Source organism: Cellulomonas sp. A375-1, from assembly GCF_001040865.1.
Taxonomy (GTDB): Bacteria; Actinomycetota; Actinomycetes; order Actinomycetales; family Cellulomonadaceae; genus Cellulomonas; species Cellulomonas gelida.
Map to the genome: position 1 here is coordinate 66,300 of NZ_LFKW01000042.1, position 15,044 is coordinate 81,343.

Here is a 15,044-nt window from a genome sequence, read left to right on the forward strand (position 1 = left end):
CGCCCGCCAGGACCGCCGGGTCGTACGCGGCGATCGTCGCGCGGACCACGGCGTGCACCTCGCCCAGCTCGTCGGCGAGGCGGGCGGGGTCGAGCAGCGCGAGCTCGTCGCGCACCACGTCGATCACCGTGAGGTAGCGCTGGGCGAGCGCGCCGGGGTTGAACTCCTCGACGAGCGCGCGGATGCGGTCGACCGCCTCGGTCACCGCCGTGCCGGCCGCGCTCAGGAACGCGGGCAGCGCCGCGACGATCGAGGCGAACAGCGCGTCGAGCTCGGCCGCGAGCGGCTCGGGGTCGAGCGCCGCGAGCAACCCGTCGACGTCGCCGAGGACCTGCGACGGCAGCACGGCCTCGAGCAGCTCGGCGACGGACACGAGGTCGTCGGCCACCGGTCCGACGAGCGCGCCCGCGAGCCCACCGGCACCCGCGGCGACCAGGGCGCGCTCACCCTCGACCGCGCGCAGGAGTGCGGCCGGTGACACCGTCGCGACCAGGTCGACCGAGACCGCGAGGTCCACCCCACCCGCGGAGAGCGCGGCCGAGCGACGCAGCGCGAGCTGCGCGTCGAGCTGGGCCGCCCCGACGGGGGCCACGGCCGCCTCGAGCGCGCGGTCGACCTGCGCCTGCAGGCCCAGGAGGCGGTCGCGCGTCGTGCGGAGCGCGCCCGCGGTGCCGCTGAGCATGTCGTCCAGCGACGACAGGACCTCGCCGACGGGTCCGGTGCCGAGGTCGACGAGCGCCTCGCGCAGCCGAGCCGGCAGGTACCCGACGAGACGCACGATGTCACCGGGCCGCAGGTCGGGCGGGGGAGCGGGCTGGGTGCCGGCGGGGGTCGGCGTCCCGCCGCCCAGGCCGATCGCGCCGAGCGTCGGTTCGATCGCGGCCCTGGCCGCGGCCTCGCCCGCCTGCGCGGCGACCGTCCCGACGCGTGTGCCGATCGCGTCGGGTGCGGGCACGGGGATCGCACCGGCGATCTGCTGGTAGAGGTCGATGGCGGGGGCCAGGAGCGTGCGCGGGTGCACGCGGTCGACCGCGCCCAGCACCTGCGCGAACACGTCGCTGGCCGGCGCCACGAGCTCGGTCAGGTGGACGCCCTCGATCGTGCCCGCCGCGTCGTCGAGCACCTCGGTCACCCCGGACGTGAGCGACGAGATGTCGATCGAGCCGAGCTGGTCGAGCGCACCGGCGAGCATCGCGTCGAGGTCCGCCACGAGGTCCGTCGGCACGAGCGAGGAGATCGCGTCGCTGACCGCCTGCAGGCCGTCCCGCACGGTCGCACCGACGCTCGGCGGCACCTGGAGCTGCGCGGCGGCGTCCTCGAGCGGACGCCGCACGGCCTCGTCGAGGTCGATGGTCTCGAGCAGGGACACGAGCTGGTCGACACCCTCGCGCAGCGGCTCGGGCAGCTCGACGCCCGACACCACCTCGCTGACCTGCTCGCGCAGGTCCTGCAGCTGCGCCGCGATCGCGGTCGCGGCGTCGCTGATCTGAGTGCCCCCGACCGCGTCGGCGATCGCGGCCGCCGCCTCGCTGAACGCGCGCAGGCCCTCGACCGCACGCTCGAGCACCACGCGCGCCTCGTCGGCCACGGCCTCGACGCCCGACGCGATGTCCCCGAGCGCCGCGGCGAGCGCGTCGACGAGCTCCTTGACGACCTGCTCGAGCTTGACGACGGCTGCGGCGACGAGTGCCGCCGGGTCGGCCGCGGCGAGGGTCTGGGCGACGTCGGCCAGCGTGTCGCGCACGAACACCACGGGTGCGTCGAGGTCCGCGTCGTCGATCACCTGCGCGAGGCGCGCGATCGCGTCCGACAGCGACTGGCGCAGCGAGCGCAGCGGGAGCTCGCGCAGGAGGTCGCGCAGCCAGCCCTTGACGACCTCGACCGACTGGTCGACGGCGCCCAGCACCGTCTCGCGCGCGGCCTGCTCGACGCTGTCCAGCAGGTCGCGCAACGCGTCGAGCGCGCGCTGCGCGTCGAGCCCTTCGACGAAGCCGCGCGCGTCGGCGATCATCCCGCGCCAGTCGTCGAGCAGGTCGAGCGCACCCTGCTCGACGCTGCCGAGGGTGCCGCGCAGCGCCCGCACCGGGCCGGCCAGGTCGCCGACGCGGGTCGCGGACATGACCCCCGTGACCGTGCGCAGCGCCGAGGCGAGCTGCGCGATCGTCGCGGTGCGCACCTGTTCGAGCGTGGTCAGCGCGGCGCGCACGGCGGCGACGTCCCCGACCTCGGCGGCGGCCCGCACGCGTCCGAGCGCGACGACGAGCCCTTCGCCGAGTCGAGGGTCGATGCGCACGCGCTCGAGCTGCGCGTCGACGCTCGCCGTCCACGCGCGCACGGGGTCGATCGCGGACGCGCCGAACGGGAGCAGGATCTGCATCGCGACGTCCACGAGCGCGCTCGGGTCGGACGGCAGCCCGCTGTCGACGGTGCGGACGAGCGACTGCAGGCGAGCCAGCCCGCCGCTGACCGCGCTCGCGTGGTCGCCCAGCCCGCCCGCGACCTTGCCCAGCGCCGATCCCGCATCGATGGACCCGGGCAGGCTCAGCTGCAGCGGGTCGCCCGACAGTGCGCCGATCAGGCTCGCGACCACGCGCGCGCCCTCGGCGACGGCCTGGGCGTACTCGGCCACGGGAAGGTCCGCGCCGATCGCGTCGAGGAGCTGGGTGAGCGCGCCCGCGAGCGGCTCGACGAGCGCCGCCGGGTCGTCGACCGCGGCGACGGCGGTCTGGACGGCCGTGCCCAGGTCGCCGAGCACCCCGGCCACAGCGCCGTCGCCGAGCAGCGCCTGCAGGTCCTGCGCGTCGAGCGCGACCGAGATCGAGCCCTTGGCGTCGACGATGGCCGACAGGTCGAGGCCCTGGAGGTCGTCCAGCAGCGTCATGACGGGCTCCTCATGGCGCGAACTCCATGACGGCGTTCGACAGCGCGACCGTGCACAGCTGGTCGGTCGCGACCTCCCAGCCGTCGGTCCCGGCGAGCGAGAGGCCGGTGAGCGTCGTCGTCGGACCCGTGAGGTCCACCCGGCCGCCGCCCACGACGACGGCCTTCCCGACCGGCGAGGACGCGACCGCCACCCGCACGGCCGGACCGCTCCCGCCCGGAGGGTCGAACCACCGGAACGTGCCGCGCGTCGCCCGCAACGTGACCTCGACGGGCCCCTCGACGGCGACCGGCGCGGGCAGCGCGAACCACACGACGGCGGGTGCGCCGCGCCCGTCTGCCCCGGGCAGCGCGGGCGCGGTGAGGTTCGCACCCGCGACGCCGAGCGCCAGGTCGGTCTCGCCGTGCGGCCACCCGACGACCGCGACGCGCACGAGCTGCTCGCCTGCGAGCGTCGCCGCCGCGATCCGTCGCGTCACGGGCGCGTCGTGCACCGCGACGCCCCCGACGTCCGCGTCGGCGGTGGGCACGGGGTCCGACGAGGGGTGCAGCGCGGCTCCGTGATGGGTCACGGTCACGTCGGCCCGGGTGCGCGTGGGCGCCCGGCCCGGTGCGACGCCGGGCCGCGGCACGCTCGTCGGCAGCCCTTCGCTCTCGACGCTCGGCCGTCCCTCGACGGTTCGCTCGATGACGAAGCCGGTCACGTCTAGCCGGACGAGGGCGTTGCCCGCGGCGTCCGAGCGCAGCGTGACGGGTGCGGTGCCCGGCGCGGGCGCCGTGACCGTAGCCGCCAGGTGGCGTTGCAGCGCGGGGGCCAGGTCGTGGGTCAGCGTGGAGCGCAGCGGCCCCGGGACGGCGAGCTGCTCGTCGCCGTCCGGCCCGATCACGTGCAGCCCCACAGGCATCGGGGCGGCCGCGAGCCGGACGTCGCCGTGCGCGAAGCTGAGGCTCGTGAGCTCGTCGAGCGTGCGCCCCGCGCCCACCGTGACGGTGAGCGGACCGAGGAGGTCGGGCAGCGTGAGCAGCGAGCCGGAGATGTCGCCGCCGGTCAGCTGGGCGGGCAGGTAGTGGTCACCGGGCAGCGGCGGCACGGCCACCACCGGGCTGCCGGCCTGCTGCACGACGAGGTGGAGGTCGGCGGACAGCGGGAGCGCCTCGCCGTCGGGCGCCGAGCGCAGCGAGGGGATCGTCAGGCCGCGGGTCGGCACGCGAGGGTCAGGCGGGGTCACGGTGATGCTCGTCGTGGGGTTCTTCGCGGGCGTGACGACTCCGAGGTCGCGGCCCGTGCCCGCCGTCACGGGGTCGACCGTGAGCACCGCGCTGTCCACGCGCGCGCCGGTCGCACCCGCCACGGGCCGCCACGGCGTCGCCAGGACGTACCCCGACGGAGGGATCGTCACGCCCTGGGCGACCAGGTAGCTGACCGGCGCGACGAGGGTCATCGTCGCCTCGACCGGCACGAACCCGACCGAGGGGGCGTTCACGACGTCACCACCAGGTCGAAGCGGGCGAGCTCCATGCCGGTGCGTGCGCCGGCGCCGGTCCCGGCGTGCGCGAGGACGACGAGGTGCTCCCGCGCCGCGGCTGCGGGCGGGGTGTAGGTGAACGCGGCGCCGTCGGCGTCGACGGTCGCGACGACCGTGGTGCCCGGTGGGGAGGCGGCGGTGTCGAGCACGCCCGCGCCCGGACCGCCGCCGTCGTCGAGCAGCCGCAGTGCGACCGCGCCGAAGGGGGCCGCCGTCGTCGGCGCGCCGCCCGGTCCCGACGCGACGTCGAGCGTGCCCGTCGCGCCGAACGTGAGGTCGCACGCGACCGCCGCGGCGCCCGCGACCAGCGGTGCGTCGAACGTCAGCCGCATCGGCAGCCGTACCTCGCGCACCAGCGCGTGCGTGATCTCGCGGCCGTCCTGCCCGGCCACGCCGACGGGCCAGAACCAGCCCTCGGCACCGACGAGCACGTCGGGGTCGTCGTCCTGCGCACCGACCTCGAGGAGGTCGATCCCGTCGAGCCGGAAGCCTTGGTCGCCCGGTGCGACGAGCGCGCTCGCGGACCGCACGGCCGGGTCCTGCAACGCGTACAGCAGCGCGTCGGTGCCGGCGAGCTCGCCCAGCCGGTCACCGGGCGGGTCCGTGGTGACGTCCAGGCCGATCGTCACGCGCAGCCGCACGACGCGGCGCAGCGTCGAGGCGCCCGCGGCGATCTCCGGGCGCGTGGAGAACACGTCGGGCTCGAGCGGCACGAAGCCCTCGACACCGAGCCGCACGACCGGTCCGGCACCCGCCGGACCCGCCGCACCCCGCCTGCGCACGCGCCCGCCGAACGGCGCCGGCAGCGCCGCTCCCAGCACGTCCGCGAGACGGGACTCGAGCTCGGTGAGCACGCGTCACCTCCGTCCGATGCGCGAGTCGACCATCCGCTCGAGCTCGGGTCGCAGCGTCGCGAGCTGCTTCTCGACGAGGAGCGGGACGTCCTGCGTCTGCCGCGCGACCTCGTTGGTGACGAGCCCGGCGACCTGCTGGCGCAGCCCCGCGAGCTCGCTCTCGACCGTGTCGCGCACCCCGGCGGTCTCGGAGGCGACCGCCTGCCGCACGACGCCCTGCACGTCGGTCTGCAGGCCGTTGCCGAGCACCTGCACCTCGGTCGTGGCGGCCTGCCGGGCGACCTCGGCGAGGTTGACCTCGAGCTCGCGGCGCGCGGCGGCCACGTTCGCCTCGAGGTCCAGCGCGAGCTGCGAGCGCAGGTCCGTCAGGCCGCGCCCGATCCGGGTGTCGATCTGCTCCTGCAGCTTGCCGATCTCCGTGAGCAGGTCCTTGCGGAGCTGTTCGCGCTCGCCGGCCTCGTTGCGGCGGTTGACCTCGATGCGCTCGTCGAGCTGGGCGATGCGGGTGTCGTTCTCCTTGACCTGGGACTCGAGCGCGGACTGGCGCTCGTCGACGCGCGCGAGCTGGCCCTGGACCTCGCCGAGCGCGTTCGCGAGCTGGTTGTCGACCGCGCGCTCGACCTGCGCGCCGATCGAGTCCTGGATCTGCGCGAGCTGGCCGCGCAGGCGCTCGTCGGCGGCCTCGAGCCGCTTGTCCAGGTCGGACGTCAGGCTCTCGCGCAGCTGCTCGTCGAGTCCCTTGAGCGACTCGGCGAGCTCGTTGCGCGTCGTGCCGAGCACCTGGTCCACCAGGGCCGCGGTCTCGCGCTTGACGGCGGAGTCGACGACCTGACCGATCTCGGCGAAGCGGGACTGCAGCTGCGAGCGCAGGTCGGTGCCGAGCGTCTCGACCGCCGAACCCGCCTCGGCACGTGCCGCCTCGCGCGCCGCGTCGAGCAGCTGCGCGAGGTCGCCGGGCGTCCCGCCGCCCTGGCGGACCTCGTCGATCGCCTCCGTGAGCTGCTCCTGCGTCACGAGCGCGGACTGCAGCTCGGTGAGCCGGACCTCGAGCCCGGACGCGTCGAGCAGGGAGCCGTCGGGCCGCGTGAGCCGCTCGCGCAGCTTCTCGACCTCGTCGACGCGCTGCACGAGCTCGGGCACGTCGACGGGCCGGCCGTCGACCTCGAGCTTGCTGCCGACCTCGACCGCGCGTCCGACCTCGACCTGCAGGGTGCGCAACGTCGCGCGCATGTCGACGATGTCGCCGCGGTCGTCGGCCGCGCCCAGCACCTTGCGGTTGAGGCGGTCGAGGGTCGCGCTGCGGGTCAGGTCGTTCGTCGCGACCGCGTCGACGCGCGTCCGGGTCGACGCGAGGTCGTCGCCCACGCGGCTCAGGCGCGAGTCCAGCAGGCCGACGTCCCGGCGCAGCTTGATGAGCGTGCTGTCCAACGCGGGGTCCTTGAGCCCGCCGCCGGTGATGATCTGGCGCAGCTGCGGGTCGAGCCACCCGATCGACACCTGGTCGGGGTGCTCGTGCTGGGGCACGCCCGCCTGCCCGGTGGCGACGGTCGCGCGACCCACCTCGATGAGCGCGGCGACGAGCGTGTTCCAGTCGTCGGCCGCGATCAGCTCACCGCGCGCCTTGGCGGCGAGCGGGCCGAGGCGTTCGACGAGCGCCTGCAGGCGTTCGATCTCGACGACGGTGGCCATGACGCACTCCTTCGGACGACGGTCCGGTCACAGGGACCGGAACAGCGCGGGACCGGCGACCGCGATGCCGCGCCGGTAGGTCTCGAGCTCTTCCTCGGGCTTGCTCACGCCGCCCGCGGCCGAGAACGTCTGCAGGAGCGTGAGCGCACCGCTCACCTCGGGCGACGCGAGGAAGTCGTCCGCGCCCGTGCCCTGGCCGTTGGCGAGCTCCATGACCTCGCGGATGGCGGCGTTGGAGTGGTTCGCGATCATGGGCGACCACTGCGCGGTCGTGACGAGCGTGGACTGCTCGAGCTCGCTGACGCGTGTGAGCACCCGGTCGCGCACGGCGGTCGTCGCGGCGCCCTTGTCCAGGACCGCGGTTAGGCGGCCGCGCAGGTTCTGGCTCTCGACCTCGCGCCGCAGCTCGAGCAGGCTGCGCCCGAACGACTCGCTGAACCGCAGGATGTTGCCCTGCACCTCGGCGATCTTGTCGGCGATCTCCGGGTGGTCGTGGCCGACCGGGGAGACGAGCCGGGTCAGCTCGCCCACGGCCCGCGCGAGGTCGGCGACCGCCGCGGCGAGCACGTTCCAGTCCTCGGCGCGGATGACCTCGCCCGCGGCCTTGTTCGCCAGGCGGCCGACGTTCGTCGTGATCGCGCCCGCCTGCTGCTGCACGGGTGCGAGGTCGGCGTCGGGGATGTCGCGGATCGGCGTGTCCCGGAACAGGTCCGGCGGCACGATCACCGGGACGCGCGTCGGGATGTCCTGCGGGAACAGCCGCACGACCCGACGGTCGATCGCGTTGACGAGGTTCGGGTGGGAGACCGTCATCTCCCAGCTGCCCGGGTCCAGGTCGCGCACGAGCAGCGAGCCGTCGAGGAACGGCTTGCGCTCGACCGCCTGGCCGGTCGACTGGTTCACGAGCTTGACGACCGCGTCGCGGTTCGCGGGGGTGTACCCCTCGAGGCGGATGTCGAACGCTGCCTTGGCCATCACCGGGCCCCTTTCACGTCAGCCACTGGAGGTCGCCGTACGGGAACTCGACTTCCCAGAACAGCGTGAGCTCGTGGTCGTCGCCCTTGTCGACGGGTGCGAAGACCACACGGTTGTAGAGGACGGGGTCGCCGTCGCCCTGCGAGAGCAGCCCGGCCTCGCGGATCCGACCGACGGCCGCGTCGTTCGGAAGCGTCGCGCGCACGCGCACCTGGACCACGCGCCGCTCGGGGACGGAGGTCGCCGTGAACGCGGAGGCGGGGATCGCGGTCGTCGTGTCGCCCGTGAGCGTCGTGTCGTCGCCGCTCCCGTTGGTCAGCGCCGTCACGCCGACGTCCTCGGGCGCGTCGTCGTTGGTGCCGACACCCATGTGCGTGATGGGTGCGCCGGTGCCCGCGAACAGGTCGGCGATCAGCTGGGCGCCGGTGGCCATGACTGTGTTGTGGGCCCGGCGCTCGTCGACGACCGCCCCGCCAGGATCGGTGAGGATCAGGTGCAGCTTCGCCTTCATGGTCGCTCCCTCAGCTCAGCACGGAGTCGTCGAAGTCGGTCACGTCGAACGTCGCGCCGGAGTCCGGCAGCGAGTCGGCGCCGGTCGGGCCGGCGGCCCGGAAGGTGCGCGGCCAGATCCCGACGAGGTGCGCCTCGCCCGGCTGTCGTTCGGTGAACGCGCGCAGCACCACGTCCGCCGCGATCCCCGCACCCGCGGTGCGGTCGACCGCCGTGTCGAGCCCGGCCTCGAGCCGCCCGCGCGCGAGCACGGCGTCCTCGGCTCCGCCCGGCTGCGACGTCAGCGTCGCGGCGTGCAGGCGCACCTCGAGCGTGGCGGGCTGCGCCTCGACCCACGCGACGCGCGCGGACACGAGCGCCGGCTGGGCGAACAGCGAACGGTCGAACGCGGTCGTGTCGAACCGCGCCTGGGTGAGCGTGTCGTCGGCCATCGCGAGCAGGTACCGGCCGAGACCGGGGGAGTCGTACGTCGCGAGCGGGAGGAACCACAGGACGTTCGTGCCGCGGGCGAGCGCGCCGGCCGCGAGCGTGGTCGCGGGGTCGCCGGGCCCACCCGCGCCCGCGGTCAGGTCCGTCCAGACCGTGAGGCGGTCGGTCACGTCGTTGCCGTCGAGGTCGGCCCGAAGCAGTGCGCGGTCGGCGGCCGACGGCGCGATCGTCAGGCGCTGGCCGAGGGCGAGCGACCCCCGGAACAGCACGGCGTGGCCCGTGGTGCGGTTCACGACGAGCGGTGAGTGCTCGGGCGCCTCGCTGATGCCGCGCAGCACGACCGCCCAGGGCGCCGGGTCGAGACCCCGGTTCTCGACCTCGAGGTGCGCGAGCGGCTCCCACCCGCCGGAGTCCGGCAGGCGTGCGTCCCGGATGCGCGGAGGGTTGTCGAGGAGCTGGGGGCCGCGCTCGTCTGCGGCCCATGCGTCGATGCGGGCGACCGTGCGGATCCCCGCGGCCTGCTGGAACCCCTCGGCGTAGTCGCTGACGAGCGCCCGCAGCGCCTCGCGCGTCACCGCACCGAGCTGCAGGCGCGCCCGCACGATCGCGTGCACCCACGCGCGGAACTCGCCGAGCCCGGCGTGGAACGGCTCGGGGGGGATGTCGAGCAGCGCCGCCAGGGCGACCGTCTCGTCGAGGTCCGGCGTCGAGTCGAACCAGTGCGCGCGCTGCACCGAGACGCCGGCCTCGTCGAGCCCGTCGAGCTGCACGCCCCACGTGCCGGCGAACGAGCCGATCACCTCGCCCTCGCGGTACAGGGTCGGCAGGTGCTCGAGCACGGCGTCGGTGCGCATCAGGCACCCCCCTCGCGGACGTCGAGCGCGACCGAGCGGATCTCGGCGCGGTCGTCGGTGCCGAGCGGGTGCGCGCCCAGGCCGTCGGCGAGGCGCAGGAACCGGTCACCCGCCTCGGTGGTCAGCGCGACGTCGCTGCGCACCACGGCGTAGCGCGTGTCGTCCCGCACCGCGGCGATGAACGCGTCGACGGTGATCGCGGTGCCGGGCCGCAGGGCGGTGGCCCACGAGCGTGCGGCCAGGCCCATCGCCTGCTCCGCGTCGCTCGCGGTGACGCCCGGCGAGAGGTGCACGGGCACGAGCGCGTCGACGAGGACCGTCGCCCCCGGGCCCGCGCCGCCCTCGGTGCTCACGAGGTGCGTGAACGGGGCGACGGGTGCGAGCACGGTGCCCGCAGGTGCCGTGACGGACGGCTGCGGCCCGGCGCCGATGTCGAGCCCGAACGTCGCGTCCACGATGCGCGGGTCGGACAGCGCGGCCGCGGACAGCGGGCCCGGACGTGCCGTGCCGCCGGGCGGCAGGTCGCGCAGCACCGCGGTGACCCGCTCCTCGAGCGCCGCCTGCAGGGACGCGAGCTCGGCGCCCCCGACCCCCGTCCCCGCGAGCACGAGGGTCGCCGTGACCTGCACGGGTGTCGTCGCGGTGCGGCCCGGGGTCACGCGGATCCCGGCGGGGCGCAGGTCTTCGATGCGTTCGGCGACGAGCGCGAGCAGCTCGGGCGTGGGCTCGCCGTCGTAGGCGATGGCGAGCGCGACCTCGCCCGGCAGGCCGTGCGGGAACTCGGTCGCGGTGACGTCCTGCACGCCCTCGAGGTTCTTGACGCCCATCGTCAGCGCGTCGAGCGTGCCGCGCGCCGCGACCGCGAGCGCGCCGCGTGCGCGGCGCCGCAGGTCGTCGTCCGACTCGGCTCCGCCGGCGGCTGCCGCCGGCGACTCGTTGCCCACCTCGCCGATACCCGCGATGAGCACCTCGAGCCGGTCGAGCTCACCCGCGCCGACCGCGGGGGTCGCGGGCGACACCGCAGCGGCGAGGACCTCGCGGGACTCCTCGCCGACCTCGAGCACGAGCGGGACGGTCGTCGCGTACCGGTTCGAGTGCGCGTCGGCGACCACGGTCCCGACGGGCACCGTGATGCGTCCGGACGACCCGGCCGAGCGCGTGAACCGCACGCGTGCGGTGGGCACGCCCCCGGGACGACGGACGATGCCGACGAGCGCCACGACCTTGTCGAGCGACGTCCCTTGCGCGCTCTCGACGTACGCCGAGCGGTACACGGCCTCGAGCTGGAGCTCGACGAGCGCGAGCTCGCGGGCCACTGCCTCGAGCAGCGTCCGGGCGACCGAGCCGACGTTGAGGTCGGTGATGGGCGCAGGCCGGGCCTGCGACGGGTAGTAGTTGACGACGACCGTCGAACCCGTGGGGGGCTTGCGGCCCGTCGGGCGGAACCGGATCGCGTCGCGCTCGGCGCCGTGCTGGCCTGTGGCGACGACCTCGAAGTCCGCGTCGGTGAAGCGGTACGGCACGGGCACGGTCTCGCTGACCGCCTCACCCTGCGCGTCGCGCACGACGTCGCCGTTGACGTCGCGCAGCGGCCGGGTGACCTCGACAGTGCCCTGCAGGTGGCTGACGCGGCGGATCGGCCGGTCGTGCAGCGCGTCCAGCACGACGAGGTCGCCGGCCGGGACGGTGACGACCTCGCGGACCGTCCCGCCCGTGAGCGTGGTCAGCGTGTCGCGCACGATCTCGGGGTACGGGCGCGGCGAGAAGCCGTCCGGCAGGCCGTTCACAGGTCCACCCCCAGTCCGACGGACACGGGCTCGCCGCCCGCGACGGGCTGCACCGTGAGCAGGAAGCGCAGCTCCGACGGCCCCTCGGACGCGATGTCGAACGCGAGCTCGACGACCTCGTTCTCGACCCGGGGCTCGGCCGCCACGGCCTCGAGCACGAAGGTCTTGCACCGCGCGCGGCTGGCCTCGTCCTTGCGCTCGCCGATGAGCTCGTGCAGGCGCGAGCCGTACTCGCCGTGGCCGAGGTCGATCAGCGCGCCGCGCGGCGTCAGGAGCCGCAGCACGAGTGCCTGCCCGAGGTTGTGCCGACCGTCGAGCAGCAGCGGCCCGTCGGCGGCGCGGTCCACCACGCCCGCGCCGAGGCGCAGGTCGAGCGCCGAGCCGTCGTGCGCGCCCATCGCGGGCGGGCCGAGCAGCACGCGCAGGTCGGTGCCGAGGACGTCGTTCATCCGGCCATCACCGTCCCGACCGGCCCGATGATCGCGCCCGTGGTCTGGTCGCTCGGGTCGTTGCAGGTCGTGACCAGGTCGCCGACGCGCGCCAGCCCCTTGCCGCCGACCTTCACGGTGCTCGAGGCCTGGTCGACCGTGCCGGCGTCGCTGGGCGGGGACTGGAACGAGACGCCAGGTGGCATCGCGATGTGCTTCGGGCTGTTCTCGGTCGTGCTGTCCTTCGTGGCCGCGGGCTTGCCGGCGATCTTCACGGTCGAGACGGTCGCGCCCGAGACCTTCGCGACGAACGGGTGCGGCAGCGGCGTCGGCACGCTGCCCGCGGGGGTGGGCACGAGCACGATGTGGATGTCGACCCCCACCACCTGGGCGTCCTGGCCGACCGCGGGGGAGCCCATCAGTTCACCTCCACGACGCCACCGGAGACCTTGACCTTGCCCGAGCCGTCGATGACGATCTCGGGCGCCTTGAGCGTGAGCTTCGACGACGCCTCGAGGCTGACCTCGCCGTTGCCGCCGAGCGTCAGGGTGCTGTCCTTCGCCTTGGCCGTCAGCGTCCCGGGGGAGGCGCCGTCGACGACGAGCTCGCAGTCGCCGATCGTGACCTTCGCGGAGTCCTGCGCGATCTCGACCTGCACGTCGCCGACCGTCAACGTGATCTGCGGCGTGGCCGCCTCGATCTGCAGGTCGACCTTGGTGTCGCCGGGCGGCAGCTGCAGCACGACCTTGCCGTCGGCGTTCTCGGGCGGTGCGAGGTCCCGGTGGTAGAGGCGTCCGACGACGACACCCGCGTGCGGGTCGCCGTCGGCGAACGCGACGACGACGAGGTCGTCGACCGCGGGCGTCGCGACGAACCCGAGCGCCCCCACCGCGACCGGAAGGTGCGGCACGACGACGCCCGAGTCGCGCAGCTTCACGCTCACGCTGTGGTCGGGCGTGCCCGCGGCGGTCGTGTGGACGTCCGTGACCGAGCCGATCGTCACCCACGAGCGCGCGTCGGCCTCGTGGCGCGCGATGCGCGCGACGGCGTCGTACAGCAGGTCGGTCACAGCAGGCCTCCCAGTCCGCCGGCGAGCCCGCCGAGCAGCCCGCCCAGCAGGTCGTCGGACGCGCCCGCGGCCACGCCGACGAGCGTGGTCCGTGCGAGCCGGGGGGCGAGCTCGTGCCGCACCGACGTCAGGAGCCACGGCCCGGCCTGCGCCGAGTCGGTCGTCTCGTCGATCCGCACGACGTCGCCGGGTCGGCGTGCGGGCTGCAGCCAGCACGTGGCGCGCATGCGTGCGGTCGACGCGGCGCGGCGGCTGGTGGCGCCGCGCGCCGCGAGGTCGACGTCGGTGCGGGTGCGCAGGACGGGGTCCGGCGTCCACGTGCGGGAGCCGTCGGGGTCGTCGGCACCCGTGACCGCCTCGGTGCTGGGCACCCACACGTCGGGGGACAGCGCGGCACCCGATCCGCCCGCTCCCACGGGCGTGAAGTCGTGCCCGGGCGTGTGGTTCGACGTGGTGAACGACGTGAACTCGCGGTCGAGCCGCATCGCGGCCGTCGGGACGCCGACGGGCCACGCGACGACCGTGACCCGGCCCTCGGCGTCCACGACCGCGACCGCGTCGGAGCGCGCGGCGATCGCCGCGACGTGCTCGGCGGCGGTACGCCGCGGGTCGGCCACGTACGCGGCGGTCTGCGTGAGCGCGGCGACCGGTCCGGTGTCCGCCGACGCGAGGTCGGCGAGCTTGCCGACCACCTGTACGCCGGTGAGCCCGTTGTAGGTCTCGGCGGGCCGCGCCGCCGCGAGCGCGGCGCCCGCGTCGGTCACGACGACCACGGCCCCCGTCGTCGTGTGCGCGACGTGGTCGACCGTCCCCGTGATGACGACCGCGGCGCCGTCGCCGCCGTCGAGCTCGACGCTCGCGCGCGCGCCCGTGCTCGCGGGCACGTCGACCCCGGCGGCGATCGCGACCTCGACGCGGTTGACGCCCGGCAGCAGGACGAGCTCGGCTGCGACCGACCTGATCTGCACGGTGTACTGCAGGTCGTCGAGCGTGACGGTCGCGCCGGTGGTCAGCGTCATGAGCCGAACACCCCACCCAGTGCGTCGAGCGCGGTGCCGAGCTGCGCACCCGAGTCCTCGAGCGAGCGCTGCACGTCCTGCACGGGCGCGAGCACGCCGTCGAAGTCGAACGACGCGAGCCCTGCGAGCGCGGAGAGCGCGTCGACGGCCGCGAGCGCACCCTCGACGGCCCCGGCGACGTCGCCCGCGAGGTCGGCGAGGTCACCGAGCAGGTCGGTGTCGAAGCCCAGGGCGCCGAGCCCGAAGTCGTCGAGCCCGCCGAACCCGGCGAGCTGGGCGGGCGGCGGCAGGGGCGGGCTCTCCGCGAGCTCGACGACGATCTCGACGACACCGGAACGCCCGGCGACCTCGCTCGCGGCCAGGCGCGTCACGACGACCTTCTGGAGCTCGAGCGCGGTGACGATGTCCGCGGAGAACGTGGTCGCCTCGCCCGAGGCCGCGAGCGTCTGCAGCGCGGCGAGGTCGTCGAGCGCGGCCGGCCCGGCGAGCACTGCCGCGATGGCCATGCGGTGGCTCGGGCGGCCGCTGCGCTGCTGCGCGTACCCCTGCAGCCCGAGCACCGGCACGTCCACGAAGCCGCCGTCGAGCGCGTGGTCGACGCGCTGCGCGGCCGTGAGCGTGACGTCGCCGATCACGGGCATCGGGCGTGCGCCCGACGACGGGGCGGTCGAAGGCAGCCCGCTGGGCAGACCGGTGGGCAGGCTCATCGGCGCAGCCCTCGCAGGTCGGCCGCGCGGTGGAGCGCGAGCGCGAGCTCGTCGGTGCTCGGCGCGGTGCCGGGCCCGTCGGTGCGCGTGGAGGCCGCCGAGTCCCAGGCATCGTGGAAGGTGGGGAGCGCCGCGGCGGGCCACGGCCGCATGAGCGTCGCGCCCGGGGTGCTCGGTACAGCTGTCGCGGCGAGCGCGCCGGCGCTCGCGGGCGTGGTGGCGCCGGCTTCGGTCGCCCAGGCGCCGCCGACAGGGGTGCCTCCGGCGCGCTCGGGCGTGGTCGTCGCGAGCGGGCCGTGCGCTGCGGCGCCGACCGG

Annotated in this window: 13 protein-coding genes and 1 pseudogene; all 14 read right to left on the reverse strand. The window is 75.3% G+C overall.

All coding sequences use genetic code 11. From position 1 onward, the window contains the following. The coding region (locus tag CWIS_RS05045) for a hypothetical protein (RefSeq protein ID WP_197080767.1) at window positions 1–2,881 on the reverse strand (2,881 nt) is incomplete at its 3' end. 10 nt (window positions 2,882–2,891) lie between these two features. After that, a complete protein-coding gene (locus CWIS_RS05050) occupies window positions 2,892–4,364 on the reverse strand; it encodes a hypothetical protein (RefSeq protein WP_048342151.1) in 1,473 nt (490 codons plus the stop codon). Further along, window positions 4,361–5,260 (reverse strand): hypothetical protein, encoded by a 900-nt coding sequence (locus CWIS_RS05055; RefSeq protein WP_048342152.1) that lies wholly within the window; start codon window positions 5,258–5,260, stop codon window positions 4,361–4,363. Before CWIS_RS05055 ends, CWIS_RS05050 begins: the two co-directional genes overlap by 4 nt. Before the next feature lie 3 nt (window positions 5,261–5,263). Continuing rightward, window positions 5,264–6,949 (reverse strand): hypothetical protein, encoded by a 1,686-nt coding sequence (locus CWIS_RS05060; RefSeq protein WP_048342153.1) that lies wholly within the window; start codon window positions 6,947–6,949, stop codon window positions 5,264–5,266. A gap of 27 nt (window positions 6,950–6,976) precedes the next feature. Next, on the reverse strand, window positions 6,977–7,924 hold the full coding sequence (locus CWIS_RS05065; RefSeq protein ID WP_048342154.1) for a hypothetical protein: 948 nt from the start codon (window positions 7,922–7,924) through the stop codon (window positions 6,977–6,979). 13 nt (window positions 7,925–7,937) lie between these two features. Next, window positions 7,938–8,435 (reverse strand): hypothetical protein, encoded by a 498-nt coding sequence (locus tag CWIS_RS05070; RefSeq protein WP_048342155.1) that lies wholly within the window; start codon window positions 8,433–8,435, stop codon window positions 7,938–7,940. Window positions 8,436–8,445: 10 nt separating this feature from the next. Further along, complete coding sequence (locus tag CWIS_RS05075; RefSeq protein ID WP_048342156.1) at window positions 8,446–9,717, reverse strand: hypothetical protein; 1,272 nt, start codon at window positions 9,715–9,717, stop codon at window positions 8,446–8,448. After that, entirely contained in the window at window positions 9,717–11,504 is a 1,788-nt protein-coding gene (locus tag CWIS_RS05080) for a baseplate J/gp47 family protein (RefSeq protein ID WP_048342157.1), read from the reverse strand. Before CWIS_RS05080 ends, CWIS_RS05075 begins: the two co-directional genes overlap by 1 nt. Then, entirely contained in the window at window positions 11,501–11,953 is a 453-nt protein-coding gene (locus CWIS_RS18630; RefSeq protein WP_048342158.1) for a hypothetical protein, read from the reverse strand. The genes CWIS_RS05080 and CWIS_RS18630 overlap by 4 nt, the downstream gene beginning before the upstream one ends. Beyond that, complete coding sequence (locus tag CWIS_RS05090; protein ID WP_048342159.1) at window positions 11,950–12,351, reverse strand: PAAR domain-containing protein; 402 nt, start codon at window positions 12,349–12,351, stop codon at window positions 11,950–11,952. The genes CWIS_RS18630 and CWIS_RS05090 overlap by 4 nt, the downstream gene beginning before the upstream one ends. Then, the gene (locus CWIS_RS18275; RefSeq protein WP_048342160.1) at window positions 12,351–13,001 is read right to left on the reverse strand and encodes a phage baseplate assembly protein V; all 651 of its coding nucleotides are present in this window, start codon (window positions 12,999–13,001) and stop codon (window positions 12,351–12,353) included. Before CWIS_RS18275 ends, CWIS_RS05090 begins: the two co-directional genes overlap by 1 nt. Beyond that, window positions 12,998–14,020: a hypothetical protein gene (locus CWIS_RS05100; protein WP_048342161.1), complete on the reverse strand. Its 1,023-nt coding sequence runs from the start codon at window positions 14,018–14,020 to the stop codon at window positions 12,998–13,000. The genes CWIS_RS18275 and CWIS_RS05100 overlap by 4 nt, the downstream gene beginning before the upstream one ends. Further along, window positions 14,017–14,727 carry a hypothetical protein gene (locus tag CWIS_RS05105; RefSeq protein ID WP_156186556.1) on the reverse strand — a complete coding sequence of 237 codons (711 nt, stop codon included), beginning with the start codon at window positions 14,725–14,727 and terminating at the stop codon, window positions 14,017–14,019. The genes CWIS_RS05100 and CWIS_RS05105 overlap by 4 nt, the downstream gene beginning before the upstream one ends. Then, a pseudogene (locus tag CWIS_RS18635) lies at window positions 14,724–15,044 on the reverse strand (hypothetical protein); the annotation flags it as partial. The pseudogene CWIS_RS18635 and the gene CWIS_RS05105, both read right to left, overlap by 4 nt.